This is a genomic window from Pseudomonas sp. GW821-FHT07F05, assembly GCF_059418765.1.
Genome location: NZ_JBWKQL010000006.1, coordinates 229,563 through 255,338 on the forward strand (window position 1 = coordinate 229,563; position 25,776 = coordinate 255,338).

20 protein-coding genes are annotated in these 25,776 nt (G+C 56.6%); 10 read left to right on the plus strand and 10 right to left on the minus strand.

Going from position 1 to position 25,776, the window contains the following annotated elements; translation table 11 throughout:
• Positions 1-96: 96 nt before the first annotated feature.
• Entirely contained in the window at positions 97-1,026 is a 930-nt protein-coding gene (locus AC07RO_RS15435; protein ID WP_495086437.1) for a S66 peptidase family protein, read from the minus strand.
• 222 nt (positions 1,027-1,248) lie between these two features.
• Between AC07RO_RS15435 and AC07RO_RS15440 the strand changes: the two genes are divergently transcribed.
• Positions 1,249-1,725 (plus strand): hypothetical protein, encoded by a 477-nt coding sequence (locus tag AC07RO_RS15440; protein ID WP_495086438.1) that lies wholly within the window; start codon positions 1,249-1,251, stop codon positions 1,723-1,725.
• A gap of 26 nt (positions 1,726-1,751) precedes the next feature.
• Positions 1,752-2,279, plus strand: a complete 528-nt coding sequence (locus AC07RO_RS15445) for a hypothetical protein (protein WP_495086439.1) — start codon at positions 1,752-1,754, stop codon at positions 2,277-2,279.
• A 396-nt stretch (positions 2,280-2,675) separates the two neighbouring features.
• Here AC07RO_RS15445 and AC07RO_RS15450 read toward each other — a convergent pair whose 3' ends face one another.
• Positions 2,676-4,130, minus strand: a complete 1,455-nt coding sequence (locus AC07RO_RS15450; RefSeq protein WP_495086440.1) for a hypothetical protein — start codon at positions 4,128-4,130, stop codon at positions 2,676-2,678.
• Positions 4,079-9,055: an NACHT domain-containing protein gene (locus AC07RO_RS15455; RefSeq protein WP_495086441.1), complete on the minus strand. Its 4,977-nt coding sequence runs from the start codon at positions 9,053-9,055 to the stop codon at positions 4,079-4,081. The genes AC07RO_RS15450 and AC07RO_RS15455 overlap by 52 nt, the downstream gene beginning before the upstream one ends.
• An 838-nt stretch (positions 9,056-9,893) precedes the next feature.
• Here AC07RO_RS15455 and AC07RO_RS15460 point away from each other — a divergent pair.
• The 4 genes from AC07RO_RS15460 to AC07RO_RS15475 all read left to right on the plus strand — a co-directional run bounded on the left by AC07RO_RS15460 (position 9,894) and on the right by AC07RO_RS15475 (position 13,206).
• Positions 9,894-11,474: a hypothetical protein gene (locus AC07RO_RS15460; protein ID WP_495086442.1), complete on the plus strand. Its 1,581-nt coding sequence runs from the start codon at positions 9,894-9,896 to the stop codon at positions 11,472-11,474.
• A 312-nt stretch (positions 11,475-11,786) separates the two neighbouring features.
• Entirely contained in the window at positions 11,787-12,272 is a 486-nt protein-coding gene (locus tag AC07RO_RS15465) for a YrhB domain-containing protein (RefSeq protein WP_495086443.1), read from the plus strand.
• Between the two features lie 121 nt (positions 12,273-12,393).
• Positions 12,394-12,699, plus strand: a complete 306-nt coding sequence (locus AC07RO_RS15470) for a hypothetical protein (protein ID WP_495086444.1) — start codon at positions 12,394-12,396, stop codon at positions 12,697-12,699.
• Positions 12,700-12,867: 168 nt separating this feature from the next.
• Entirely contained in the window at positions 12,868-13,206 is a 339-nt protein-coding gene (locus tag AC07RO_RS15475; protein ID WP_495086445.1) for a hypothetical protein, read from the plus strand.
• Between the two features lie 526 nt (positions 13,207-13,732).
• Here AC07RO_RS15475 and AC07RO_RS15480 read toward each other — a convergent pair.
• From AC07RO_RS15480 to sseB, 5 genes are all read right to left on the minus strand, one after another.
• Entirely contained in the window at positions 13,733-14,023 is a 291-nt protein-coding gene (locus AC07RO_RS15480; protein ID WP_495086446.1) for a T6SS immunity protein Tdi1 domain-containing protein, read from the minus strand.
• A 402-nt stretch (positions 14,024-14,425) separates the two neighbouring features.
• Positions 14,426-14,989 (minus strand): hypothetical protein, encoded by a 564-nt coding sequence (locus tag AC07RO_RS15485; protein ID WP_495086447.1) that lies wholly within the window; start codon positions 14,987-14,989, stop codon positions 14,426-14,428.
• A gap of 151 nt (positions 14,990-15,140) precedes the next feature.
• Positions 15,141-15,587: a GNAT family N-acetyltransferase gene (locus AC07RO_RS15490; protein WP_495086448.1), complete on the minus strand. Its 447-nt coding sequence runs from the start codon at positions 15,585-15,587 to the stop codon at positions 15,141-15,143.
• Positions 15,588-15,737: 150 nt separating this feature from the next.
• A complete protein-coding gene (locus AC07RO_RS15495; protein ID WP_495086449.1) occupies positions 15,738-16,178 on the minus strand; it encodes a hypothetical protein in 441 nt (146 codons plus the stop codon).
• Between the two features lie 82 nt (positions 16,179-16,260).
• Positions 16,261-17,052 (minus strand): enhanced serine sensitivity protein SseB, encoded by a 792-nt coding sequence (sseB, locus tag AC07RO_RS15500; RefSeq protein WP_495086450.1) that lies wholly within the window; start codon positions 17,050-17,052, stop codon positions 16,261-16,263.
• 270 nt (positions 17,053-17,322) lie between these two features.
• Here sseB and AC07RO_RS15505 point away from each other — a divergent pair, with 270 nt between their 5' ends.
• Entirely contained in the window at positions 17,323-19,524 is a 2,202-nt protein-coding gene (locus AC07RO_RS15505; protein WP_495086451.1) for a TonB-dependent receptor, read from the plus strand.
• A gap of 200 nt (positions 19,525-19,724) precedes the next feature.
• Here the strand turns inward: AC07RO_RS15505 and AC07RO_RS15510 are convergent, their stop codons facing one another.
• Together AC07RO_RS15510 and AC07RO_RS15515 are read right to left on the minus strand one after the other, a co-directional pair.
• Entirely contained in the window at positions 19,725-21,197 is a 1,473-nt protein-coding gene (locus AC07RO_RS15510; protein WP_495086452.1) for a mechanosensitive ion channel domain-containing protein, read from the minus strand.
• 90 nt (positions 21,198-21,287) lie between these two features.
• Positions 21,288-22,049, minus strand: a complete 762-nt coding sequence (locus AC07RO_RS15515; protein WP_074892538.1) for an SDR family oxidoreductase — start codon at positions 22,047-22,049, stop codon at positions 21,288-21,290.
• 252 nt (positions 22,050-22,301) lie between these two features.
• Here AC07RO_RS15515 and AC07RO_RS15520 point away from each other — a divergent pair, with 252 nt between their 5' ends.
• From AC07RO_RS15520 to AC07RO_RS15530, 3 genes are all read left to right on the plus strand, one after another.
• Positions 22,302-23,306 (plus strand): NADP-dependent oxidoreductase, encoded by a 1,005-nt coding sequence (locus AC07RO_RS15520; RefSeq protein ID WP_495086453.1) that lies wholly within the window; start codon positions 22,302-22,304, stop codon positions 23,304-23,306.
• A 136-nt stretch (positions 23,307-23,442) separates the two neighbouring features.
• The gene (gene pssA, locus AC07RO_RS15525) at positions 23,443-24,786 is read left to right on the plus strand and encodes a CDP-diacylglycerol--serine O-phosphatidyltransferase (RefSeq protein WP_192174743.1); all 1,344 of its coding nucleotides are present in this window, start codon (positions 23,443-23,445) and stop codon (positions 24,784-24,786) included.
• 5 nt (positions 24,787-24,791) lie between these two features.
• Positions 24,792-25,436: a TetR family transcriptional regulator gene (locus AC07RO_RS15530; RefSeq protein WP_346628331.1), complete on the plus strand. Its 645-nt coding sequence runs from the start codon at positions 24,792-24,794 to the stop codon at positions 25,434-25,436.
• Positions 25,437-25,776: the final 340 nt, after the last annotated feature.

Sequence of the window (25,776 nt, forward strand, 5' to 3'; positions counted from 1 at the left end):
AAGATTCGCAATGCCCACGGGGCAAAACAAGGTCTTGACGTCAGAATGATGGCAAATAGCTAGAGCGAGGTCGCTTACAGAACGGTGATCGTCGTACTAGCGCGTGGCCGGGGCCACCGTCAGCGTGCCCGCCTCGGTATCCAGCACCGCATGACTGCCCAACGCCACCGCAAGATTGCGGTCGCCATGGCCGATGGACAGACCGCCAAGCACCGGAATGCCCAGATTGCCCAGACGCTCGATCAAGACATCGGGCGGCCGGATCGGGTTATTGCCATGACCCGGCTCGCTGAACTGACCCAACGCGATACCGCCGAGTCGTTGCAGAATCCCGCAATTGAGCAGGTGAGTGATATTGCGGTCCACCCGATACGCCAGCTCGCCGACGTCTTCGAGCAGCAAGATCGCGCCCTCGAGATCCGGCATGAACGGCGTGCCGATGCAGGTGCTCAGCATGCTCAGATTGCCACCAAGCAAGACGCCCTCCACCGCCCCCGACGTACGCACGGTGAAGGTGGGTTCTGATGGGTCGGCATGAATGACGGATGGCTCGGTACTCATCAATGCCTGCTTGAGCGTGCTGGCGAAGATGCCGCCCTTCTCCAGCTGCGCTGCCACCGGGCCGTGAACCGTGGAGAGACCTGTGTGGGTCCAAAGTGCGGCGTGCAAGGCGGTGATGTCAGAGAAGCCGACGACCAGTTTCGGGTCGCGGAGCACGGCGTCGTAGTCGAGTTGGCCGAGGATGCGCTGAACGCCGTAGCCGCCCCTATTACAAAGGACAGCGCGGATTTCAGGGTCGGCCAGGGCGTCGTTTAGGTCGGAAATGCGATCGGCGTCGGTGCCTGCGAGGAAGCCGATGTTGTCCAGTGCGTGGGGGTAAACGCGGGGGCGTAAGCCCCAGGAGGTTAGTTCCCGCACGGCTGCTTCCACCCGGGCTTCGGCGACCGGGCCGGCTGGGGACACCAGCGCCACGGCGTCGCCAGCGCGAAGGACTTGGGGGTGGAGGGTTGGGCGGGAGGCAGGCATTTTTGGAGGCTCGGCGGGTGTTTGGTGATGGTGCAATGTAGAGCACTGGGGGGAGTGAATCTAGTGGGGGATGCCTACGTGCTTTCTAGGAGCGGCTGGAGACGTGGTTGCGAATTAGTGGGTGCGCGCTGTAGATTCGAGCCGCTCCAGTGGGCGAAACCGACGTTGTGAATCCCGCCACTCCTAACATCGACCCTCACTCTCTGCTTACAAGGCTGTGCCATGTTGCCCCAACGTATCCATTCACCTTCGTTGCACGACCTGCAAACCACCGTGGCCGAACTGCTCGGCAATGGTGATGAACACGTCGTGGTGCAGTTCTTGGCGCCCGAGCAATACCCGGCACCGATATTGGCTGCGCTGGATTCCTTGTGCGCACAATACGGCCACCGCCTCGACGTACGCTTCTACGGGCACTACGCGGCCGACCAGCCCTTCGACGGTCGCACACTCGAAGCCCTTCCTCATGTGCAGGTCTTGACCCTCGACTGCCTATATCACGCCGAACGGCTTGAGCCGCTGGCAAGCCTTGCGCACCTGGGCGGCCTGGCGCTTGGGGTGAACAAGCTTGACCTGAACCCGATATTGGCCTTGAGCAACCTGCAAAACCTAACCATGCTGCGCCTTTCCAAGAGGAGGGGCCAAAGCTGGACCTCGCTCCGGTCAGCCGCCTGCCCCACCTGCGAGCCCTGCACCTGAGTGCGAAAACCCAAGGGCTGAAGCCGTTGGAGGCACTTACCGGACTGACCAAACTCAGCCTGTACCGACAGCCGGCCACTACCACATTTGAGGTGATCTCGGAGTTATCTAGTTTAGAGACTCTTTCAATCGGTTTTGGCAGCCGTGAGGCGATGCCGGAGTTGTTCAGTGACAGCGTTACGCACTTGAGCCTGCTCCGGGTGCGCGGGTTACAAGCGCTGGAGCTTGGACGCTTTCCCAGGCTTGAGGTGTTGGAGATTGAGGATCAGCCGCACTTAGGTGAGCTGGTTTTGGGGCCGGGTAGCAGGTTGCGGGCGCTGCGTTTGGCTAATCTCAAGTCACTTGGGCGGATTGACGGGTTGGGCGAAGTGCCGGTGGGCAAGTTGTCGATTTATAAAACGCCGGAGTTGGATTTGCTGGCTTTGCTTGATCAGCCGTTGCCGGAGTTGAAAGCTGTGCGGTTGGTGAGTGGTATGAGGGGGATTGATCGGGAGATTGAGGCTAGACGTGAGACGCTAGGGCTCGCATTGGCAAATGGGATTTTTGAAGAATGAGAGATGTTGGTTTACCGGACTTTGCAAGAGCATATTCTGCCCGCTTATTTGCTATCAGATGACGATTACTACCGGACGCAAGGCTGCCAAGGAGCGTGACTACTTCGTTCCATACTTACCATTCGCGGAGTGCAGCTAGATGACTCAGCAGGACGCATACTGCTGTAGTGGATTTTGAGGAATCGAAGCTGTAGATGCGTGAATTAGACAATTGCGGCATGCGGTGTGGAGGGACTGACGTAGTTCACATACGCTTGCCCGACCGACGACAGCGGACATAGTGTCGCATAAACGCTAGGCCGATGTATGGAGCCCCAGCCGCTCCGCGATCCTATATGAGCGCTAACTATCGATCTAAAGCGGGCACACAATTTTTTGTCGAACTCGGGGAGTTCTTTACCTACCACAGGGCAGAGCAGCCTTCTCTTCTTCCGTCCAGCACCTCTCATAAAACACACAAGCTTGGCAGCAGGTGCGGCTATCGATACCCTTGATCAGACAGCGGTTTTCACGTCGATCATGCACAACTTGATGTGCACAGTGGTGAAGCTGATTGTCGACAAAGAATGAAGGTGGGTTAACAGAACGAATGCTGATTGCGGATTGCAACGCAGCTTCAGTACCGCACTCGTTCCAGCTGTGGTACCGACAATCGCGAACACGAGGTTCTAGCAAGAGAAAATGCGCTGTACCTCCTGTGGCGACGAGCCACTCGTCCCCCACCGCTCCGATCGACTTCACTGCCTTCTGTGGAATTTCATTGCTAGGAAAACCAGGAAACTGTGCAAGTTCAGCTACGACAAGCGCACCACCCAGTTCAATCTCGCATGATTCGACCAGCGCCTCGGCGTGCCGGCGAACTTCATCCAGATGCAGAGCCAGGGTTTCAGCTCCATCCAAATCCCGTTTATAGTCCAGTTCACAAAGGGTTGCACCCCGGATCACCGTGTAAACAACATCATCCTTGCGGACAATGAATACTGCTGGATAGACCAAGATGCGTGGTCTAGGAGTAAATAGCGTACTTCCGCTTCGCTCATAGTGGACATGCACCCCCATAAACGCTCCAGCTACGTCACTCAACTCCAAATACTGTGTCAATTGCGCCGGGCGTAAGGGCACGGGAGGCTCTTCGGTAAGCACAGAACGATGGAGAAGATCGAATAGCTCGTCTGCCCGCTCTATGATCTGCGGACGATGAAAAATCACAATATCGTCCGGCAACGCGGAGCCTAGAAACGTTTCATCCGGTGCGCGAAACACCACTATCCACTCGCCACTGATAATGACGGCTCTTGGCAACGCATGTTGGTATCTGGTCTTAAGAGTTTCAAGGTATCCGCGAACTTGGCGCAGATAGGCGTCCCACTCTCCGATTATCGGCGACGTGTCCGCGGGTTTTCCGTCTTGAATATGTTGAATCGCAGCCACTACGAGTGCAGCCTCGCTAGCGTGCGAACCGTCCCCCCGAGGCAAAACTGCAGGTTTATCCCAAGCTTTAGCCTCTACTAACAAAAGGGGTCTTTGAGTTGCTTCGACCACTCCAACATAATCTATAAACTTCGTGGTATTGGCTTTTAGACGAGCTTCCTCACGGACATTGCCCCGTGCACCGAGCCTCCAATCAAGAAGGATGAGCAGTTCATTCACGAAAAGAAGACGCGTGTCATGCTCGTGGGGTCGGCGTTCCGGATCTGGCTCTGAATAAGGATCCCGGTCTGGCCTCTCAAGCGCCCGCGCTACTTCATTGAGGAGATCATTGAGTCTCACCCTAAACCGATTCTTTTCCGCGAGACGATTCACTGAATAAATTCCGGCAAACGATAAAGTAAGCGTCTCGCTGCCGGCCATCCAGCGTCCATGAAGATTTCTAAGCAGTCGATGAGTGCTCTGCGCCTAGCAGGGTCCTCAAATATCCCCTTGTGATCAGCAAGAAAAACACCCACGAGCTTGACCAGTAAGTCCACGCCCAACGTATCGTTTTGATATCCCGATCGGGTACTAGATTGCAGAATACTGACTGCTAAATCAAAGGCAGCACCAGCATCGACATTGACCAACCGTTCGACCACTTGAAGCAGGTAATAGGTGGTGTGCGGCTGCGCATACTCGCCAATCCGCCTTAAGAGATCGGCGTTTTCTTGTAGGAGGACATCGAGACCTCGGCGGGGATTTGAAGGATTATCCTCCGAACGATCACTGCCGGCACCAGTTGCAAAAAACATTTGCATACCTGCTGTGTCGATCAGACGCGCGCAGTCCACGAGCTCTTCCTTCTCTGCTGCGTCCAAATCTAGCGCAGTTGCATATCTTGCAAGGCGTTTATTCGCCGCATCCACGATATCCAGCACGAGAGCACGCGAGCGATGGCGAAGACCAAGGTATTTGTCAGGTATATCGCCGACTCCGGTAACCATGGCGTTGCCCAAGACCGCCAAGATTTTGTTCGCGGATGCTACGTGCCTCCAGGGCTCCCCTATCCACTGGTCAATAATCCTCTTGGCTTCCGTCGACTCATGGGTAATCCAGAGGATCGCAAGTTTATCTGCGACAGCTTCTTGTAGGCGTTTTTCTCGTTCAGACCCACGCGTCTCACGCTGTGACAGCATCCGCAAAAGATTTAAAGTTTGTTCTTGATCCGAATGTATTAAGCGCGAGACCACGCCGCCTAGAAGGTGCTCGATAATCGCTAGGTTGGATTCGTTCGTAAGTCTTTCTTTCAAAAGATGCCAGAAGCGCTCACGATCTACCTCCCAAATCCTGATCAAACGGATCGCTCCACTTAGCCGCACTGCCGGATGAGGATCGGAAAGTAGCTGTTCCGCTTGTGCGGCCATTTTTGGGTAAAGGTCTGGTCTTTGAGGGAAGAGGTCCCAGTAGGCCTGCGCAGCTTCAACCCTCGCTGCGGGGCTCCCCCAGGCAGCAGACTTCTCAAATTGAGCCTCGATGTCCTCGTCCATTTCTGGGTTTTCGGACCCTGCGACAATCTCCAAGAGTGTTGTAAATGAGAAATCTTGCTCAGCAGTCGGCGGTATTGGCGTGGATGCCAACAGCTTTCGCGATACGATCGCCTCACAACCTTGACCGATAATCCCCTCAGCGTAACGCTTCAGACCGATGTGCACATCGCCACCCAATCGGACTAATATGGAAGTAAGAGCTGCGAGCAACTCTTCCAACGAGGCATCCGTCATACGAACAGCCTTTGCCCGCGGCTCGAGTAATTTTTTGGCGCTTTTTATCGCCTCAATAGCCGAAGCATTTCCAGGCAGGTTTCTGTCTAGATCTCTGAACCAAAAAAAGTCTTCCGGATCTACCCAACTGGTCTGAACGGAGAATAGCCTTTCGTTCGCCTCCGCCGCATCTTGAGGAGAGGCATCCAGGGTGCGACGAGCTGCCTCGGTAACCAAGTTTTCTTGTCTGATCGCGCCAAAGATTCGCTTTAGGAAGGTTTGGCGAGCTTCGGAATATTTGAAGTTCGAAAAGTCAAATTGAAGCACACGCTCTTCCAACCTTCGACGCTCTTCTATGGGCTGTCGACTAATGCCCTTCGCTACTAGGTCAATGGCATCTTTGCGAGTGTCGGGGAGAACCAAGAAGGGCTCTGCCGCCGCGATAGGCCAAAGCAGGTCTACCAAGCGATCAGAACGCTCAACAGCACAGAGAAACATCCGAGACCAAAAGATCGCTAGAGAAGCCTCTGTGCGCAGAACTTCTACTACTGTAAGAGCTTTCGCCTCGGGCGCGCTTTTCAGATACTCTCGCAACTTCCCGACTAAGAGGCTTGCGTCACGCTCATGAGGATCATCAGGATCGTGCGCCCAGATGTAGCTACGGTCCTCTCGCAAATGGACAGTTCTGCCATAGACCTTAAGCTGTACGTCTAAGGCGTTATCCGCGATTGCGTGTTCGCTTGCTACATATCCTTCAACCGCATTGATTAAAGCCCTGATCGCTGCTTCAGGATGAAGTTCTAAGAACTTCGGCAAATACTCCCCCAGCGACCAGCGCGCCATTCCGTAGTCTTGACGAGCGTTGGAGGTCAGGTTAAGGATTTGGCTATGAGTAACCCTAGTCAGCTGATCGTCTGTGACCTGATAGGCAAAGACCACTGGATAGACAACTGTGCTAACGAACTCTGGATCGATCTCTCCTATAGTCGCAATCTTATAGCAGACGGCTGGGACCTCGTCGTGACCGAACTGATCTAGTCGGTCGCGGGTAAATATCTGAGTCAGCAGCTCCTTGGAAGCTACGACGTCGCTGCCGTAGGTAGAGATGACGAAATCGATAGCCGTCCTTACCATGAAACCAGGTTCAGGCTGATTTAACGCGAACCTCAGTAGCGAGCGGGCAGCTCGGCCAATCATTGGTTTGAACTCATCCGTCGCTCGTGCAACAAGGTTGTGAAGCAGGAAGCGAAAAGTGTTCGCAACCTCCCCTGGGGAAATGGCCAAGCAATCCGCAAGGTGCACCCAAGGCTCCAAAGATGGAGTTCTCTCATCTTCTAATTGTATAGCCAATGCGCCGGAGACATGCGAGAGCGTACCCTGCGCTATCTTGTCCCCCGCTATAGCCAACTGTCCAAGTTGTAGGCAGTCCTCTGCCGCAACTGGAAACTCGGCGCCTAATCGGCCGGCTGTGCTACGGATGATCGGGTCTCCCTGCTCGTCATTGATGAGTGTGCCCAATGACGCCCAAAAAAGCTTGCGGTCCTCATGTAACTCCCAAATCTCACGCAATACAAATCCCAAAGCGGGCGACAACATCAATCCCAGTGCATCTGACTTTTTAAAACGATAAATTCCCCTGCTAATAGCGTCCGGATCTAAGTAAAGCTGCGCCGCCGCATAGTCAAACAGGAGGTGATGGCGGAACTGCACCCATCGCTTGTTATCTACAACTAATATCACTCCCTGTTGGCAGAGAGTGTCGATCATAGCTGGGTTTTCAGCTGCCACTTCAGTCAGTGGTGCGCGAAGCGCACGCGCCTCCACCATCAGTTTAACCATGTGCTTAAGGCTAATTTTTGCTGGCGAACCGTAGCCTTCAACGCGGTGGTCCCAGTAGAGTTCCAACAAATCAGCTTGGGATGAGATGGTATCTAGGTTTTTGACGGCGTTAGCTGTGATCAGCTCGCCTAGCAACCGGGTGTTGAATGGCACCATGGCCAATTCACGCAAACGCGCCGGAGATTTGTCCAGACATGTGGCCAGTGTTGGGGACTGGCGGAGGAGTTGCTCAAACTCCGATTCTGACCAAGGCGGCACTTGAATGTGTGCAACATTGGGAAAGGATGGATCCGCAAGCGACGCCTGTGGGGGTGTTCCTTTAAACAGAGTGCGAAGTTGCTGGCCCATGCGCAAGTCGAAATTTCGAATCGACGCAACAACAGTCCAGCGATCCTTCCGTTCGAGAACCCGCTCGATAAGCGCCCTAAACACGCTCTCACCGCGCCCCCCCCTTGTAGCGTCCAACGCATCAATAATGAGATAGGCAGGGCCTGCCCCCTCCCAAGCCTCGATAACATCAAGAAGTGGATGCGCTAGGCCGAGTTCAAGAGACAGGCCTTCAAGGCTTTCAATCGAATAGCGATCCACGGCGAGCTGGAGAACATCCACCCCGTCATCGAACAGTTTCTTTGCAAGCGCGTTTAGAACTCCGCTTTTACCAGCTCCTGGCTCACCGATGATGAGGAGCGGTCCGTTGAGCACTGCGGCCTCAACTTCGACTTGGCATTCACGACGTACAGACAAAGAATTGCCACTGCCCATATCGATTTTTTCATAGCTGGTCAGGGCACTCGCGATCGCCTTGGAATGTCTCTGGAGAGCCTCGATATCTCTGAGATATTCTGGGGGCGCGCTGAGCGCAATCCCTCGGCCAGCAAGGAGCTTTCGCCAAGCAGGCACGTCTCCCCCGCCCCGCTCCGTCATTAACTGGCCGCTGAGATCGGTAAGAGTGGTGAAGATGGCTTCGACATCTACATCTTGACCCAAAGCTTTAAAAAGAGACCTGCTTGCCAATACATGACCTGTATCGCCGTCGAAGGTGAACACAGTGATCAACTCTGCTAACTGTTGCGGAAGACCTGTCTCATATTTGTCTCTGGTAATGCTCGCCCAACTTTGCTCGACTAAGCTTGAGAACACCTGATACGCGTGCTGTTGCGCTTTAGTCAACGCGCCTCCTCCGGGCTGTGCAACGAGGCGCAACGCGGTAGGTAAATCAAGTTTGATCTGGTTGGAAGCTTGAGGCCCTACCGCCAGCACCAATCGGTCGCGACTAGGCTCAAGAGGCCTGTTCCACCCCAGTGAGGCATCGCCTTGCTGAGCGACAAACCAATGGCGAACGAACTGAGAGACTGTCTTGCCGAACGGAGAGGCCAAGTCTTCACTAAGGCTTGCACTTGTCTTAGCTTGGACAGCCACATACCCGCCGTCGCTGGTCTTGATCAAAAGGTCATCGACCGGCGCTTCGGTTTCGAACCGTATCCATTCAGCCGATGCTGCTCCAAGACGGAAGGTGCTATGCAGTCTTTCGCCCGACAGAATCCAGGACGAAAATAGCGCTCCCAACTGTTGTTCAAAACGAATGCCGGCGCTGGTCGCAGCGCCACCACCACCTATCCGGTCACTGAAGGAAGGAGATTGCGGTGTCTGGGTCAAAGGACATTTCCGTTCTAAATCTGAGATCGAATATTGATAGCTGGGTTCAGGCCCGTTAGCAACCTGTCCGGCACATACTCCCAATTCTAGACTGGACGCTTTGCCCATATTAATGCTCCGCCGCTAATTCCTTCCATCTGCTATCTGTATGACTACGCACTTAAAACATTTTTTAGCGTCTGCTTCTGGCCGGTAGCTGCCGGTGCGGAGTTGCGTAGTTGCGGCAGCCAAGCTCGCGACTGATCTTGGGTGGTGAATGCTTCCACACGTTTCGCTAGCGCCCGCTGAATCAACCTTACGTCTTCGCTGATGCAACTTTTTTAGGGAACTGCCAGTTAGCTGGGGGTGATAGGTATCGGGGCATTTTGCATACCATCTGAAGACGTTGCCTTCAACTGTTTCGCGTTGGGGCTGATGCGATGCAGTGCCCTATGAGCAGGACGTGGTTAGTCACTCCTTACCTAAGCGTCGATCAAACCTAGGTCACCTCCGTCAAGACTCGTTCAGGCATGCCCAGCACTCTGAAAACGTTCTGAATAACCCGCTTGTCATCTTCCGCTGGTGTCATGGAACGCCTCCCGTGAACGCACCCACGCGGCATTTACGCCGCATCGCGCTCCGTTCACGCGCCCTATCGTCAACAGAAAATCGTCATCACCCTGAAACACAACCGTCAAATACCACCGGTTGAACAGGAACCGGAATAGCGCGCCAGGCCACACACCCTCTGGAAAAACGCCATTGATAGCAGCGATGTCGTGCTGCATCCCCATATCCAGAGGACCTCACCATGCGCGTGTCTGGCCAGCAACCCCCCGTTACCTCACCCTCCATCGAACTTCAGCAACGGTCAAACTCGACGGCCGCAACCGGCCACGCCTCCGTGGGGCAGGGTCATCCTCAATCCGCCGAGGTCAGCGCAGCGGCTCTGAACCAAGCCCAAAGCATGAAGCATTTGCTCACTACCTACGTGAGCAATCAGTTCCAGCCCTACAAAGATCGTCTGGATCCGGAATCGGGGCACCGGGGAGAAATCGATCGAATCATAGAGAGCCGAGTCAACAAGCTGATGGAGGAGAACATCTCCTTCAAGGAACTTGGAGACTTGATGGAAAAGGCCAAGAATATGGACTGCAACGCTTCAATGGTGTCGGGTACAACGGGCGGCGTGCCGTTTGCGGTGGCGTCGTCGCTCCAGGCAGCCATTCCCGTGATCACGGGAATGGGGGCAAACATACAAAACCCGGTGGCAAAAGCGGCAGCACTGGGGACGATTTCGCTCGCCGCGGCATCCGCGATGGATCAGGTCGGCGGCGCTTCCATTAAAAAGCTTCGGGAAGACGCGTACTACCTGCATGCGCCCGCGGACAAACTGCATGAGTCGTTGAATGCCGCGCTGGCGACTATCGATACCACCGCGAACCTGGCCATCCAGAACGCCAAGGAGGCGCAGACGTTCACTATCCGGAATGGGATCAGGACGGTGGTAGGCCCGGTGGTGGCGGCGATTAATCCGAAGGCCGAGCCTATTGTGGACACAGCCCTTGCGATTGCGGGTGGTCTCGCTTCCGGTACCGGTACTGGATACCTCGCCCACAATCGGCGCACCGAGCAAGGCACCAGTGGGCCGGCGCTGCTGTTGGGACGCAGAGATGCCGACGCCAAAGAGGATCTGAGTCAGGAAACCGAATGGATCGACGCGTTGAAGGCATTGCGGGACGCGACAACCATTCGTACGCCGCTCGCCAATGGAGTGGGACGTCTGGCGGACGCTGGCCGCACCCTGGTAACCGATCCGCTCGGAGCAGTATCGAGAACCGCCAAAGCCACTTTCACCCCTTCCGGCGCCGCCAACGTCAGCACGCTGACCGCTGGCTTCACCGCACTGGAAGCCGGTAAAGGCGCTGCGGTCAACGCATTGAGCAAACAGCACCCCGCCCTGAGTTCATTTGCAAAACACGCCATCAATACAGCAGGCGGCTCGGTCGTGTTCGGCAGCAACGCTGCGGGTGTGGCAGTCGGGGACAAGCTGGTTGACGACTTCAAATCGCGACGCAAGACAGCGGCGGAACCCACGACAGGCGCTACAGAGACCGCTCAATCCGTGCATGAAGACTTGGCCGACGCTCCCGAGACTCTCGGCGAAGCGCCAGGCCGTGTCAGCAGACCGTCCAGTCAACGGTCCCAACGCGCGGGGTCAGATGCGGGCTCTCTTCCGCGAACCAGCCTCACCGGCAACCGGATCACGAATGCCGAGAACTCGGCGCCCGGCTCTACCAAGTCTCCAGCAGGCAGTGTTCGGGCGAGCCTCAAGGGCGAACAAGCGCAGCCCACGATAAGCGGCGGCCCCTCCAGCGAGGCAGTGCGCCCTAGGTCGGCATCATCGGCGGCACCTGCCCCGCTCCAGGTTCAAACCCCGGTGCCGGTGGATGATTCCTCGGATGACGACGCCAGCTATCACACTGCGACGTCGGGTTCTTCAGATAACGGATCGGTCTACCACACTCCGCCGCAAACGCCGGCTTGAGCGAGCCATACAACTAAAGTGTGAAACCGCCGGCCGCCGTCGTCAGAGGGCTGCTGGCAGGTCTGATGTTCCTGCAGCTAGACCGAGACCCCCGAGTGCAGCGACAGACAGGAAGCTTTAGCGATCCAGGAAATCAAGATGTGGCAGATCCTATTGCTTAAGTTCAGAAGCTTCCTGCGTCCTCGCTGGAGGTTGGGACCTAGGGTGCCCGCTTGGGTCATGAAATACTCGCTTTCCAAATTTCTTGCATTCGCTTAACCATGATAAAAAGCGAGCGGCGTCCCAAGCTGGGCATTGTCAGGGAGACGTTGAGTGTTCTTGTGGCATATCGTGCCCTCGTGGCATCAGATCGAAGATCGAATAAGGCAGGGAATGGGCTACCAAGGTGGTGCTCAGTTTAGAAATCATTGGGGCGAGCCCGCCCCGTCCCTCAGCCTGAATATCTGCCGTGTCGAAAGCGTCAGGTCTGCGTTTTATCAAGCTGAATGGCAAGCGGGCATTGCAGTTGTTGAGGACCAATTGATGTTCGACTATGAATATGCTCTGACTAAAGCGAAAGAGTATCTTGAGGATTCAGAGATACCCTTGCAGATTACGTATGAAGGTGAGTTCGCGGAGGGATGGTTCTTTTGCTATCAGTCAGCTGAGTATTCACGAACTGGTGATTCGTCTGATCAGTTAGCGGGAAATAGCCCATTTCTGATTGACCGGAATACCGGTGAGTTGTTCGAATTGGGTACGGTTAAGCCTATAACAGAGTACATTGACGATTACCTTCAGGAGCGCTATGCGTCGTAAATATGAGCGGCTACATGACAGCTCTTCGAGGCACGAGGGTGTAGGTATAAGAGTGGTTTATGCTACGGCGATAGACCGGGTGGTGACCGGACACCCGGCAGACACTTAAAGAACATATGCTATGAAGACAGATTACCGATTCATTGAAAACAACCTCAGCTTCGTTCTTGCAGAGCTCGGATCTCAGCCGGAGGTAGGTTCGTTCTTCCCCCCTGAATCCTTATCTTATCAGGAGCAAATTGGTCAATTATATGAGTGGATGAATGACGCGGGAGAGTATGGTCTGGCGTATGAAAACGTCGTTTCCATGCTTGAAGTGTTTCCTTTTAAGTTATCTGGAAACGCGGCAATAAAACTTCTGGAGGTCGGTTTGATTTTTGGTTTCAAGACTGAGTCAGAGTCAGATAAAGGCTTCGACCGACGTTAATCGCAGAAATCGTGATTCGCTCTGTGTGTCAGACAGCGCGCACCCGTGCCGCGTGGATCGCTAGCCTTGGATCATTTAGAAAAGGCAAAAGTGATTCAGAGGCTGGAGGCTGCGCAGTTTGGAACCAGAAGAGCCCTTACGTGACTAGGAAGCGAATTTTAAGTCGATATGATGATAAAAAAATATACGGCAGCCTTTTTGATTCCTGTCGGCGCATGTAGAACTTTAGGCGAGGATGGTTGGGAGTTTGACAGCCCTGAGCGGCTATCCAAGGAGGTTTCAGAACACCTGATTGCGGCATTCAGGCTCAACTTTGTTGAGATGTACTCAGGGATCAAAAGATACGTAGGCGACGATATTGGTATGTCTATATTTCTTGATGACATGAATGAGGTGGAGAATATTTACTTTCAAGTTTCCGGGGATTCGCTGAAAGCGCTTGCAGAGCTATGCCAAGATACCCAAGTTTTTTCTAAAGCAGAAATGTTCGTGCCTGAGAAAGAATGAATACCGTCTGCGGGTCCCAGCTGTACAGAATTGCAGGACGAGATAAGGGGACTGATTTATTTTGGTTGAAAAATCACTCCGTCCCCTTTTTGCTCGTCTGAGTTAGCTGTTGCTTAAGCACATTACGTGGGTCGCATGGTCATGGTCTGTTCGCATGAAGCCGCACTTCAGATAAAACGCGTTGCCGGCGGCGGTATCGGTGAATAGGCATAGGTTCTGGAACCGCAGAGCGGCATGTGCAACAAGCGCATTTACCATCTTCTGTCCCACGTGCTGCCTCTTTGACCCTCAGTTCCACTCGTCAATCAGACGGGAAAGGAACCTGAAGCCTTGTCCAACCGCCTCTTTCGCTGGCCTGAGTCTGCGGGGGAGATGGGTGATCACTTGAATGTCGACTTGGCTCATGCATCGTCCTTGATGGGTGCAGACCTATCTTGCTGAAAAGGGGTCTTGCGGACTGGTCACACAGGATAGGATGCCCGGCCGCATATGACCCCAACGCCTTTCGGCGTCATTGGGCGGCCTTTCAGGCGCCGCCGTCAAGACCATGCATGTGGGCGACAACGTGCATAAAGACCCAGGCATCACCTTTTTCGTACGTCTCGAGGGCTTCGCTGCCGCCAAGAAACGGGTACGGCTGCGGGATATAGACCTGGTTTTCAGCAAGGGGGCCCAGGTGCCGGAACAACTCGGCGACGTGATCCGAGTCTAGGACATACAGTTCGAACCCCGGCTCTTTCAGTACCTCCGCTTCAAAGTCTTCGACTGACGGGTGGCTTCCGTACGACTTCGCCGCGCACTTGAAAGGGTGCAGCACGAGGTACTCCGAGTCGTGTGGATTGCGAAGAAAGAAATGGCCGAGGCTTGAGTAACCAACAACCTCTGTATGGTTCGGGAAGCTGGCGGCCCACGCTCCCAAGTCGCTCGAGGGTCGAACCGAAAAGAGTGTGTAGAGAACAGGTCCGGAGGGCTTTCCGAATATTTTGGAGAAAAGTCCCAAGGTGAAACCTCAAGTTGAGCGCTTGGTAGCAAGAACGCGCGTGTAAATTTTGTGGTCGAAAACGACGGGAAGCCCTATTCGATTTGGCGGCCTGCCGCAGATCTCACGTTTCGTCGCAGCGACTTTGAAGTCGTCCTGGCTTGAGCCTGAAACCGCGATTTGCTTTGCAAGGCCATATGCCGATGCTCGGGCTCCTTAAGGCGATTACCCTGCGGGGTCCTAACGCAACTCCACCTCAAAGCGATAGTTGATATCCACCTTGCTGGCATCTACCGGCAGAGCGGTTTTGGTCAGTACAAACTCGAATGCCGGCTCGAAGTATTCATCACGCAGGATTTCACCCGCCAGCACTTCCACCTCATACCAACCATTCTCGACTTCAATAGTCGGCCTGTTTGATTGCTCATAACGCTCGAGCAACTCATCGAGATTCTCATCCGTGAACGCCTGCAGAATGCGCCACGTGAACAAATGTATGCGACCGTGCTCGACACGCAGGGAATAACCGCCGCGACGATGCTGCACCCGACCTTCGTGCCGGGGCATTTGAGGTTCAACGCCGGCCAACGTGAAAACAACGGTGTAAGGATGGTTTTCCACACCGGCGAGCGGGATGAGGACGCCATCAAGAACGGCCTTGTCGCCGCTTTCACTGGATACAAACTCACCAGCCAGATCGTCTGCAAGTTGATGCTCTTGCTTGAAGCGCCTCAACAGTTGAAGGTCACCGAGCAGGAAGTAGTCGATGAGGTCATTAAGGACTTCGGAAAACATATACTGCATGAGGGGGTATCCTTAGCCTCACAGTGCCAAAGTAAAAATGCAGCCAGTCAGCACTATCCCGCTAATTCATCGCCTAATATGGGTTTGCATGCACCCTAACGGTCCAGGCACCCGCGCTGCAATCATCAATCTTAACTTACAATTGCTTGAGTCAGATGTTGCTCAAGCACATCACGTGCGTGGCATGCTCATGATCTGTTCGCATGAAGCCACACTTCAGATAAAACGCGTCGCCAACAGCGGTATCGGTGAAAAGGCACACGCTCTGAAAGCGCTGCGCGGCATGTGCAACAAGCGCCTTGACCAACGTCTGTCCCACGTGATGCCGCCTTGATGAGGCGCTGACATAGACCCGTCGCAGTCTCGCCATGTTCTTGTCGGCGTAGGGATCAACTGAAAGGCCCCCGATGCCTATCAGCTGTTTGTTTCGATACGCAGCCATAAGGCATTCGCCGGGGGCATTGAAGCGATTTGCCCCGGAGTTCCATTCGGCAATCAGCCGGGTCAGAAACCTGAATTCCTCTTCAACAGCCTCTTTTTCCAGCACCCGAATCTGCGGGGGCAGATGGGTGGTCAGTTGAATGCCAATTTGGCCCATGGATCTTCCTTGATTGGGTGGAGAGCTATCTGGCTATCTGGCTTAGTAGAGGCTCTTGAAGTGCGTTGCTATTGACAATGCAGATAGCGGCTGTTCGACTCAGAAGACCAGCGTTCAATTTGAGGGCAGCACGCTTCTTCAGGAGAGGCGTCAGTACAAGCCTGTCGCGCTATCAGGTTCGCGTACCGGAACCTGGTGCACGCTGACCATGTTGTAGTTGAGCATGAAGCCAACACCACCCTCGGACTCCATCACCTGAGCCACCCAGCCAATAGGATTGATGAACAATGAGTTGTCGTGGTTGAGCACTCCTACAGCAGCAGTCGTCTCATCATAATCCCAAACGACATCGCCCCAGTGCCAGCCCTGGCCTTCTACGTACTGGTTACCTAGCAACGCTCCAAGCGCGTACATTTCCTCCTCGGACAGCGTTGTGCCAGTCGCTTTGCAATTGCGCACCCGCTCCGTAATCGCCGCAACCACATCGGCCGGCTCATCATCTCCGGTAAGGCCGAGTAAGGCGAGTCCCTCGCGACTTAGCACTTTGATCTGTTCTACCAACTCGGCGGAGACTTTGCTTATTTCAGCCATTCTTGTTCCTCCATTAGAAAACTGCACAGCCCAACCAAGATTTCGCAAGCCTGCTCTGCGCTGAGCCCGGGCTTGATCGCTGTCACGCTTTGCCAATACCAAGCAATGACCGCAGCCACCCTGCCGACTTCCGTTCATAGAAAGGCGTTGTTTCCTTGTGGAAGTAATCGCTAAGGCCTTCCCCCCCTTCGGTTACGCGATAGAGGTCGACGGGTTCGCCTTCCGGGGCGGTATCTCCGGCGACGTTACCGGCTTCGCGCATGACCCGTTCAAAATCTCCGTCCGCTTCAATACCAATGATCAGATGAGGCTTTTGATCAACCGATGGGTCATGCATCAACGCCAGAAATGCACGTTTTACGTTGCGATGTTTGGCGAGTAACTGCGTGAGTGAGTGGATCATCCTGGACGGGTATTGCGACGGCTGTCCGAGCAGCACGGTCGTGTCTTTTTCGACCGTGCGCTGCGCTGGCTTCTGGCCGATCCCGTCGGAGAGCAGATGGCGCACTTCCTCCGGCAAAAACTCTTTCCCGTACGGAGACTTAGGATTGAGAAAAAGAGGGGCGCCCCGTGTGATTTCAAACAGCGATCTGGCCGGGATTTCTACGTAGGATTCTTCGCTGTCTATGGACCCTTGCAATATTTTCAACGAAGAAAAAAACGGGATGACAGGTGAGCCGTCAGCCTTGTGCCAATTCGCGATGCTGACATTGCTACCCGCTTGGAGTGTGACATGACCTTCGCCAGTCCCGGCCGTGCCGAGGACGTAGACAGTGGAATCCAACAGAATCTTGAAAAACTCAGGTCGATGGGCCGGCTCATCCGCCGCCAGCCTGAGTGATTGTTCGAGGGCGTTTTCTTGCTGGGTATCCATGCTATCCATCCGTGGCTCCATCAAATCAGACAAAAAGTGAGTGCAAAGCACGCGTAGCTTTCCACGGGACTGTGAAAACAGGAAGAACAGAAGGCTCCGCTGTTGGCAGCGCTTTGCATCCAGCATCGTCAGGGCGTTTCACGCGATGTGAAAAAATGTATCGTCAATGGCAACATACTTGAAAGCCCTCTGATATCATTCTCACCTGCGAATACTTCGCATTGCCAAGGAGGCTTCAACCCTTTCTGATCACCTTCCTGGTAGCCCGTAATGTTTCTTTCGCATCCGTTTCGCCCCACCGTGCTTGCGCTTTGCTGCTCTGCGAGCTTCATCGCCAATGCTGCCGACTCTGCGGTGGAGCTCGGTGCTACTGACATCAACGCGGATGCCGTCAAGGCCAATTCCAACACGCTGCCTGAGGTCTATGCGGGTGGTCAGGTCGCTCGTGGCGGGCAGATGGGTGTTCTGGGTAATCAGGACAACACGAACGTCCCTTTCACCATGACCAGCTATACCTCCCAGCTTATCGAGGATCAGCAGGCTGAAGATGTGGGAGACGTACTCCTCAACGACCCGTCGGTGCGCCAGTCTTACGGCTTCGGTAATCAGTCGCAGATATTCGTGATCCGCGGTTTGCCGCTGGCAGGTGACGATATCTCCTACGGCGGTCTGTACGGCGTCCTTCCCCGGCAAATTCTCTCCACGGACGCGATTGAGCGGGTGGAAGTGTTCAAAGGTCCCAACGCTTTTATCAACGGCGTGAGCCCCACCGGTACGGGCTTGGGTGGCAGCGTGAATCTGCAGCCCAAGCGTGCTGAAGACGTGCCGACTCGCCGTTACACCCAAGACATCAGTTCCGATGGCCGAATTGGTGAGCATCTGGACCTTGGCCAACGCTTAGGCGAGGGCAATCGATTCGGAGCGCGAGTCAACCTTAGCCAACGTGAAGGCGACACTGCGATTGATGACGAAAACCAGCGCACCAAGTTGTTCGTCGCGGGGCTCGATTATCGTGGTGACACCTTTCGCGTCTCTACCGACTTTGGCTACCAAAAACAGCGCATCAACGGTTTACGCAACACCGTGCAATTGGGTAATGCGACCAAAATCCCGACCGCCCCTGACGCCAGCCACAACTACGGCCAGGACTGGACTAATACCGAAACCGAAGACACGTTCGGCATGATGCGTGGCGACTGGGACCTGAATGAAAACTGGACTGCCTACCTTGCAGGGGGCGCCAAGCATACGCGTGAAACTGGCGTATACGGCACGCCAACCCTCGTAGGTAATAACGGAGTTGCAACTGTCGGCGGCTCCGAGATCCCGCACAATGAGGACAACACCAGCTTTGCAGCGGGGCTTAACGGTCATGTTCAAACCGGGCCGGTCAGTCATCAGATCGCGATTGGCGCCTCCACTATCTGGACCCAGCAAGAGAACGCCTACACCTTCTACCGCTCGGTCACCGGGAATACCAATATCTACACCACACCTGACCTGCCCAAGCCAACGGCGGTTTCCCTCACCGGCGGCGATATGGGCGATCCGGGTGTCACCGGCAAAACCCGTAACCGAAGCCTGGCCGTTTCCGACACTGTTGGCTTGTTCGACGATAGTTTGCTGCTGACATATGGCGTACGCCGTCAGCAGCTGCGCGTAGAGAACTACTCCTACGACGGCACCACCTCCAACGGCGTGGCTAATCCGGCCAATGACGGCAGCCGTACTTCGCTTTACGACGAATCCATCACCACTCCGGTGTACGGCATCGTCTATAAACCGACTGACACCGTTTCCCTGTATGCAAACCGCATTGAAGGCCTGGCCAAAGGGCCGGTCGCGTCCGGTACCAACGTCACCAACCTTGGGGAGGCCTTCCCGCCTGGCCGCACCAAGCAACTGGAAGCGGGTATCAAGCTGGACATGCAATCGTTCGGCGCAAATCTCGGCGTGTTCCGAATCGAGAAGCCCAGCGATGGCTACGTCGATGCGACCCAGCGCCTCTACATTCGCGACGGCGAGCAGGTGAACAAAGGCGTTGAGCTGAGCGTGTTTGGTGAGCCCATCGAAGGCCTTCGCCTGATGGCAGGCGGCACGCGCATGACCTCGGAGCTGAAGAACACCGCGGGCGGGCTCACTGATGGCAATCATGCCATCGGGGTGCCCACCTTCCAGCTAAATGCGAGCGTCGACTGGGACGTTCCTGGCCTGGAGGGAGCTGCCCTCAGCGCCCGTATGCTACGTACTGGAGGCCAGTATGCGGATCAGGCCAATAACCTGAGCCTTCCCACCTGGAATCGGTTCGATGCCGGCGCGCGCTACACATTCAAGGTCGATCAAAAGGACCTGACGTTGCGCGTCAATGTGGAGAACATCACCGACAAGAACTACTGGGCCTCCGCCAACGGTGGCTATCTCAGCCAGGGCGACCCGCGTCTGGTCAAACTCTCGGGCACCATAGACTTCTGAGTCATCGCTCCCAAGGGATATGCATCATGATTCCCTTGGGATCATGTGGCTTTCGATGAGTCGAATTCAGGTCAGCCAGCGGATAGACCCAAGCGCCCAAGGCATAGCTCAGATCAAGCGTTCAGCAGCATCTGAGGTACGCCTCGGCGAAGCGTCAGTTGCCTGCGAGAGTTTTACTTCTCGACAACCCGCTGTCTTTGTCAGCGCTTCTTGTCATCCGGCCCCTGCCCGCGCGTCACCTCAAACCGCCTCACATTCTTGCGCAACCAACCGAGAAAACCATTGGCGTCAGCCACCACCGGCTTGGCCTCCAGCATCGCCGCCCTCGCCTTCGCCCGAAACTTAGCCAACCCCGCCAACGCACCAATCAGCTCGGGATGCTCCGCCAACCACGGCTCCAGATCGGCCTTGTCGATGCGATAAATCATGCAGTCGGTATACGCGCAGAACCGCGCCAGCGTCGGCGTGCCGTCAACAAACCCGCTTTCACCCAGCAGCTCACCCGGCCCCATACGCCCCACTTCCAGCCAGCCGTCCGGCCGTTGCAGCGACGCCGACACCACCCCGGACTCGATAATGAACAGCGCATCAGGCACCACGCCCTCGGCGAGCACGATGTCTTTCGCCGGATAAGCGCCCAGGCGCATGTGCTGTTCCAGTTGCGCGCGGTCGGCGTCGCTGAGCATGCGCAGCGCATTGACGGTGTTGAGCACCGCAGACTGTCGCGTCGAAGGGCGTTGCTGGTCCTGGCGGGTTTCGGTCGACGCGAGCTGCCGGTGAATGAGGTCGAACAGTTGGTTACGCACCGCTGAACGCCGATCCCGGGATTTTACGTAGCCGGTGACTTCGTACTCGACGATGCGCAGGCCGGACTTGACCACCACCGCCGACGGCGCGGGCTGGGCCAGTAATTCGCGGCAGCCGAGCAGCGCTTTCTCTAGGGAGTCCAGCACCAGGCTGGGCCGCAGGCGGGTCGACAGTTCGATGGACAGGGTGACCGAATGGAAATGATCCGGGCGGCTGAAGTTGACGATGCGGGTCTTGGCAGCCATGGCGTTGGGGATCACGGCCATGCTGCCTTCGGAGGTCAGCAGGTGGGTGGAGCGCCAGTCGATTTCGATGACCTTGCCTTCGATGTCATCGACGCGAATCCAGTCGTCCACCCGGAACGGCTTGGTCGCGTTGAGGACGATGCCGGAGAACACGTCGCCCAGCGTGCTTTGCACGGCAAGGCCGAAGATGATCGCCACGGCGCCGGAGGTGGCCAGCAGCCCTTTGACCGGCAGGTCGAGCACATAGCCGGCCGCCGCCACTGATGCGACGAGGAAGATGATCGCGCCCATGACGTCTTGCAGCAGATGGCCCTTGCCGCCGATCCGAGGCTCCATGACCATGACGGCGAGCACGGTGAGTGTCCGCGCGCCGAACAGCCACCAGGCGATGTTCAGGATGGTGCCCAGCACATGCCGGGGAACGGACCAGTCGGCGGGCACCGGATACAGCGGGCTGAGTCCGCCATCGAGCAGCGCCATGCTGAACAGCACGAACAGCACCAGCCGGCACGCCAGCTTGCGCCGCAGCCAGCGCGGGTGCAGCCATTGCCAGAGCGTGAGGTCGATGACCAGCAGCACGGCAGCGCTGATCAGCGGATAGGCGAACCACAAATGATCCATCGACATTCCCTGGGGGTGGACAGCCCGTGGAGCTTAGCTGAATACCTCGCAGGAGCGCCGGTCTGCTTTTTCGCTGAACGGTCTGACCGATCAGAACGCCGTGACGCCCCCATCCACTGCCAGTGAATGCCCGGTGGTGAAAGCAGCGCCGTCGCTGCACAGGTAGAGCACGGCGGCGGCGATTTCTTCGACTTTGCCGATCCGCCCGACCGGGTGCATGGTCGCGGCGAATTCGGCCTTGCGCGGGTCGGCTTCGTGGGCGCGGCGAAACATGTCGGTGTCGATCACCGCCGGGCACACGGCGTTCACGCGGATGTGTTTTTTGGCGTATTCGATGGCAGCCGATTTGGTCAGCCCGATCACCGCGTGCTTGGACGCGCTGTAGATGCTCATCTTCGGCGCCGCGCCCAGCCCGGCAACCGATGCGGTGTTGACGATCGCCCCGCCGCCCTGGGCCAGCATCAGCGGCAACTGGTATTTCATGCACAGCCAGACGCCCTTGACGTTGACGCCCATGATCGCGTCGAACTCGGCTTCGCTGCCTTCGGCGAGGCGGCCCTTCTCGATTTCGATGCCGGCGTTGTTGAAGGCGTAATCGACGCGGCCGTAGGCGTCCACGGCTTGGGCCATCATTTGCTGCACTTGGGCGTCCTTTGTTACGTCACACGGTAGAAACAGCGCTTCGCCGCCCGCCTGACGAATCAGCTCAGCCGTGCCCTCGCCGCCCGCGCTGTCCAGATCCACCACCAGCACTTTCAGGCCGTGTTCGGCAAACGCCAGCGCGGTCGCTCGGCCAATACCCGCCGCGGCGCCTGTGACCAACGCGACCTGGCCGGAAAACGTCATGCTCATGGGATCGTCCTTTTTGTACTTATAAATGGAAGGCTCGGCACACGCCGGGCATGCGCCGCAGCTTAGCGGTCACGACACAATCAGCGTCAGCACTATCAAAAGGCCGGTTGCCGGGCCATTGGTGGCGATGATGATCCGTGAAGAGCGCCATCATCAGCATGGATCGGCGGGCATTCGGTGCAGTGGCAATCCTTGCTGTCCGGGCCGTTCCGGTCTATCACTGCCGCTTCGCCGATAATCGAGAGCCCTGCCATGACCGCCTTGAATAACCGCCAATTCCTCCTCGCCCGCCGCCCTGTGGGTGCCGCCAGCCGTGAAGATTTCACCTTCCAGACCGTGCCTGTTGCGGAACTCGCCGAAGGCCAGATCCTGGTGAAAAGCGAATACCTGTCCCTGGACCCGGCCATGCGCGGCTGGATGAACGAAGGCAAGTCGTATATCGCGCCGGTCGAGCTGGGTGCGGTGATGCGCGCGTTGGGTGCGGGCAAGGTCATTGAGTCGCAACACCCGAAATTCGCCGTGGGCGATTACGTTCAGGGCGTGCTCGGGGTGCAGGATTATTTCGTCGGCGAGCCCAAGGGCTTCAACAAGGTCGACCCCAAACTGGTGCCACTGCCGGTGTACCTGGCGGCGTTGGGCATGACCGGTATGTCGGCCTACTTTGCCCTGCTCGAAGTCGGCCAGCCCAAGGCCGGTGAGACTGTGGTGATTTCCGGCGCCGCCGGTGCGGTGGGCAGCATCGCCGGGCAGATCGCCAAAATCAAAGGCTGCCGGGTCATCGGTATCGCCGGCGGCAAGGAAAAGTGCCAGACCCTGATTGATGAGTTCGGCTTCGACGGCGCCATCGATTACAAGAACGAGGACATTCATGCGGCGCTGAAGCGCGAATGCCCCAAAGGCGTGGACGTGTATTTCGATAACGTCGGCGGCGACATCCTCGATGCGGTCCTGACCCGCCTGGCGTTGAGGGCGCGGGTGGTGATCTGCGGCGCCATCAGCCAGTACAACAACAAGGAAGCCGTCAAAGGCCCGGCCAATTACCTGTCGCTGCTGGTCAACCGCGCGCGCATGGAAGGTTTCGTGGTGATGGACCATGCGGAACACTTCGCCAAGGCCGGGATGGAAATGGCCGGCTGGCTGGCCCAGGGCAAGCTGAAAAGCAAAGAGCACATCGTCGAAGGCCTGGAAACCTTCCCCGAAACCCTGCAGATGCTGTTCAAGGGCGAGAACAGCGGTAAGTTGATCTTGAAGGTGTGAGCTGAATGGGTGGGCTCAACCTGTGACCCCTCGCTGATAATCCGCTGAACAACTCACGGATAACACTGCCAAAACCACCAGAGGGCGCACTCTGGTGTAAGCTCGTGCGCTGTTGATCCGACCCATCGAGAGGCTTATGCGGGCTCCCTTCCGACGTTCTACCCTTGCAGCGCTGCGTGGTTTTGAATCCTCCGGCACGGCGATCACGATTCTGCCGAGTGCAGCCGACTATCGGCAGACACTGCTGGCGAAGATTGCCGCCGCCACCCGACGGATCTACATCGTCGCCCTGTACTTGCAGCAGGACGAAGCGGGTCAGGAAATTCTCGATGCGTTGTATGCCGCCAAGGCTGCGCGACCGGAGCTGGACGTCGTGGTGCTGGTCGACTGGTTCCGCGCCCAACGCGGCCTGATCGGCGCCGGCAAGCAGGCCGGGAACTCGGCGTGGTATCAGGCGCAGAACCTGGAACACGATCAGGAAGTGCCGGTGTACGGCGTGCCCGTGCAAACCCGCGAGCTGTTCGGCGTGTTGCACCTCAAGGGCTGCGTCATCGACGATTGTGTGATCTACAGCGGCGCCAGCATCAATAACGTCTACCTGCACAAGCTCGGCAAATACCGGCTCGATCGCTATCACCTGATTGACAGCAAAGGCCTGGCCGACTCGTTCCAGCGTCTGGTCCAGCAGGACATTCTGCCGTCCGACGCGGTGCATCGCCTCGACCTGCCCTCGCCGCCCAGCTCTCGCAGCCTGCGCGGGGAAATTCGTCAGTTCCGCCAGCACCTCAAGCGCGCCAGTTACGACGTCAATGATGGCGTGCGAGACAACGGCGAGATGCGCGTCATCCCGCTGCTGGGCATCGGCAACAAGAACCCGCTGAGCAAAACCCTCTGTGATCTGATTGCCGCGACCGATGAGCAACTGACGCTGTGCACGCCATACTTCAACATGCCGCTGGTGGTGAAGCGCGAGATCAATCGCGCGCTGAAGCGGGGCGTTAAGGTCGACATCATCATCGGCGACAAGACCGCCAACGACTTTTTCATTTCGCCGGAGGAGCCATTCAAGGTGATCTCCGCGCTGCCGTATCTGTACGAGATCAGCCTGCGTCGCTTCATGCAGAAGCATCAGACGGCGATCGCCAAGCACCAGCTGAACATCCATTTGTGGAAAGACGGCGACAACACCTATCACCTCAAGGGCCTGTGGTCGGACGACCGCTATACCTTGCTGACGGGGAATAACCTGAACCCGCGGGCCTTTCAGCTGGACCTGGAAAACGCCGTGCTGATCGATGACCCCAAGGGCGAATGGCTGAAGCCTCGCGCCGAGGAAATCGCGCTGCTGATGCGCAATACCCATCGGGTCGGCAAGTTTGACGAGCTCGATACTCTGAGCGAATACCCGGTTGGCGTGCGCACCTTTCTGCGCCGGGTCAGCCGGGTCCGCGTCGAGCGCCTGCTCTACCGGATTCTCTGACGACCATGGGCAAAAGCACTGGCGTTCGCGCGCAACAGGCCGATCAAACCCGCGCGCGCATTCTTCAGGCGGCGATCACGGTGTTCACCCGCGACGGCTATTCCGGCGGGCGCATCGAAAAGATCTCCGCCGAAGCCGAATCCAACGACCGGATGATTTATTACTACTTCGGCAGCAAGGAGAAGCTGTTCGTCAAAGTGCTTGAGCACACCTACGAGCAGTTCAACCGCGCCGAAAGCCTGCTGTCACTGGACCCGTCGACGCCGGTGCAGACGCTGCGCCAGTTGGTGGCGTTTGTCTGGGACTATTACGTCAGCCACCCGGAGTTCGTCGCCATCCTCAGTATCGAAAACCTGCACAAGGGCAGGCACGCGCGCCAGTCCGGTGAGCTGCGACGCCTGTCAGGCGAAGCCGTCGGCGTGCTCAGACCGATCATCGATGCTGGTCAGGCACAGGGTCTGTTTCGGCAGGATCTGGACATCAAGCACGTGTATTTGATGATCGCGTCGCTGTGCTACTTCTATAACTCCAACTTGCACACCCTCAGCTCGTTCCTGGGTCAGGACATGGCCGCGGAGGGGGAGCGCACGGATTGGCTGGCGTTTATTCAGGACCTGGTGATGCGTGGCGTTAGGGTGTTGCCGGAGTAGGCCGACTGGTGCAGCACCTGTGGGAGCGAGCTTGCTCGCGAAGAGGCCTGTACATCCGCCAGATATCTAGCGGTTGAGATGCAGTCTTCGTGAGCAAGCTCACTCCCACAAGGGCCAGTACATCCGCTAGATATTTAGCGGTTGAGATGCAGTCTTCGTGAGCAAGCTCACTCCCACAAAGGCCAGTACATCCGCCAGATATTTAGCGATCGAAATGCAGTCTGTGGGAGCGAGCTTGCTCGCGAAGAGGCCAGTACATCCGTTAGATATTTAGCGGTTGAGATGCAGTCTTCGTGAGCAAGCTCACTCCCACAAAGGCCAGTACATCCGCCAGATATTT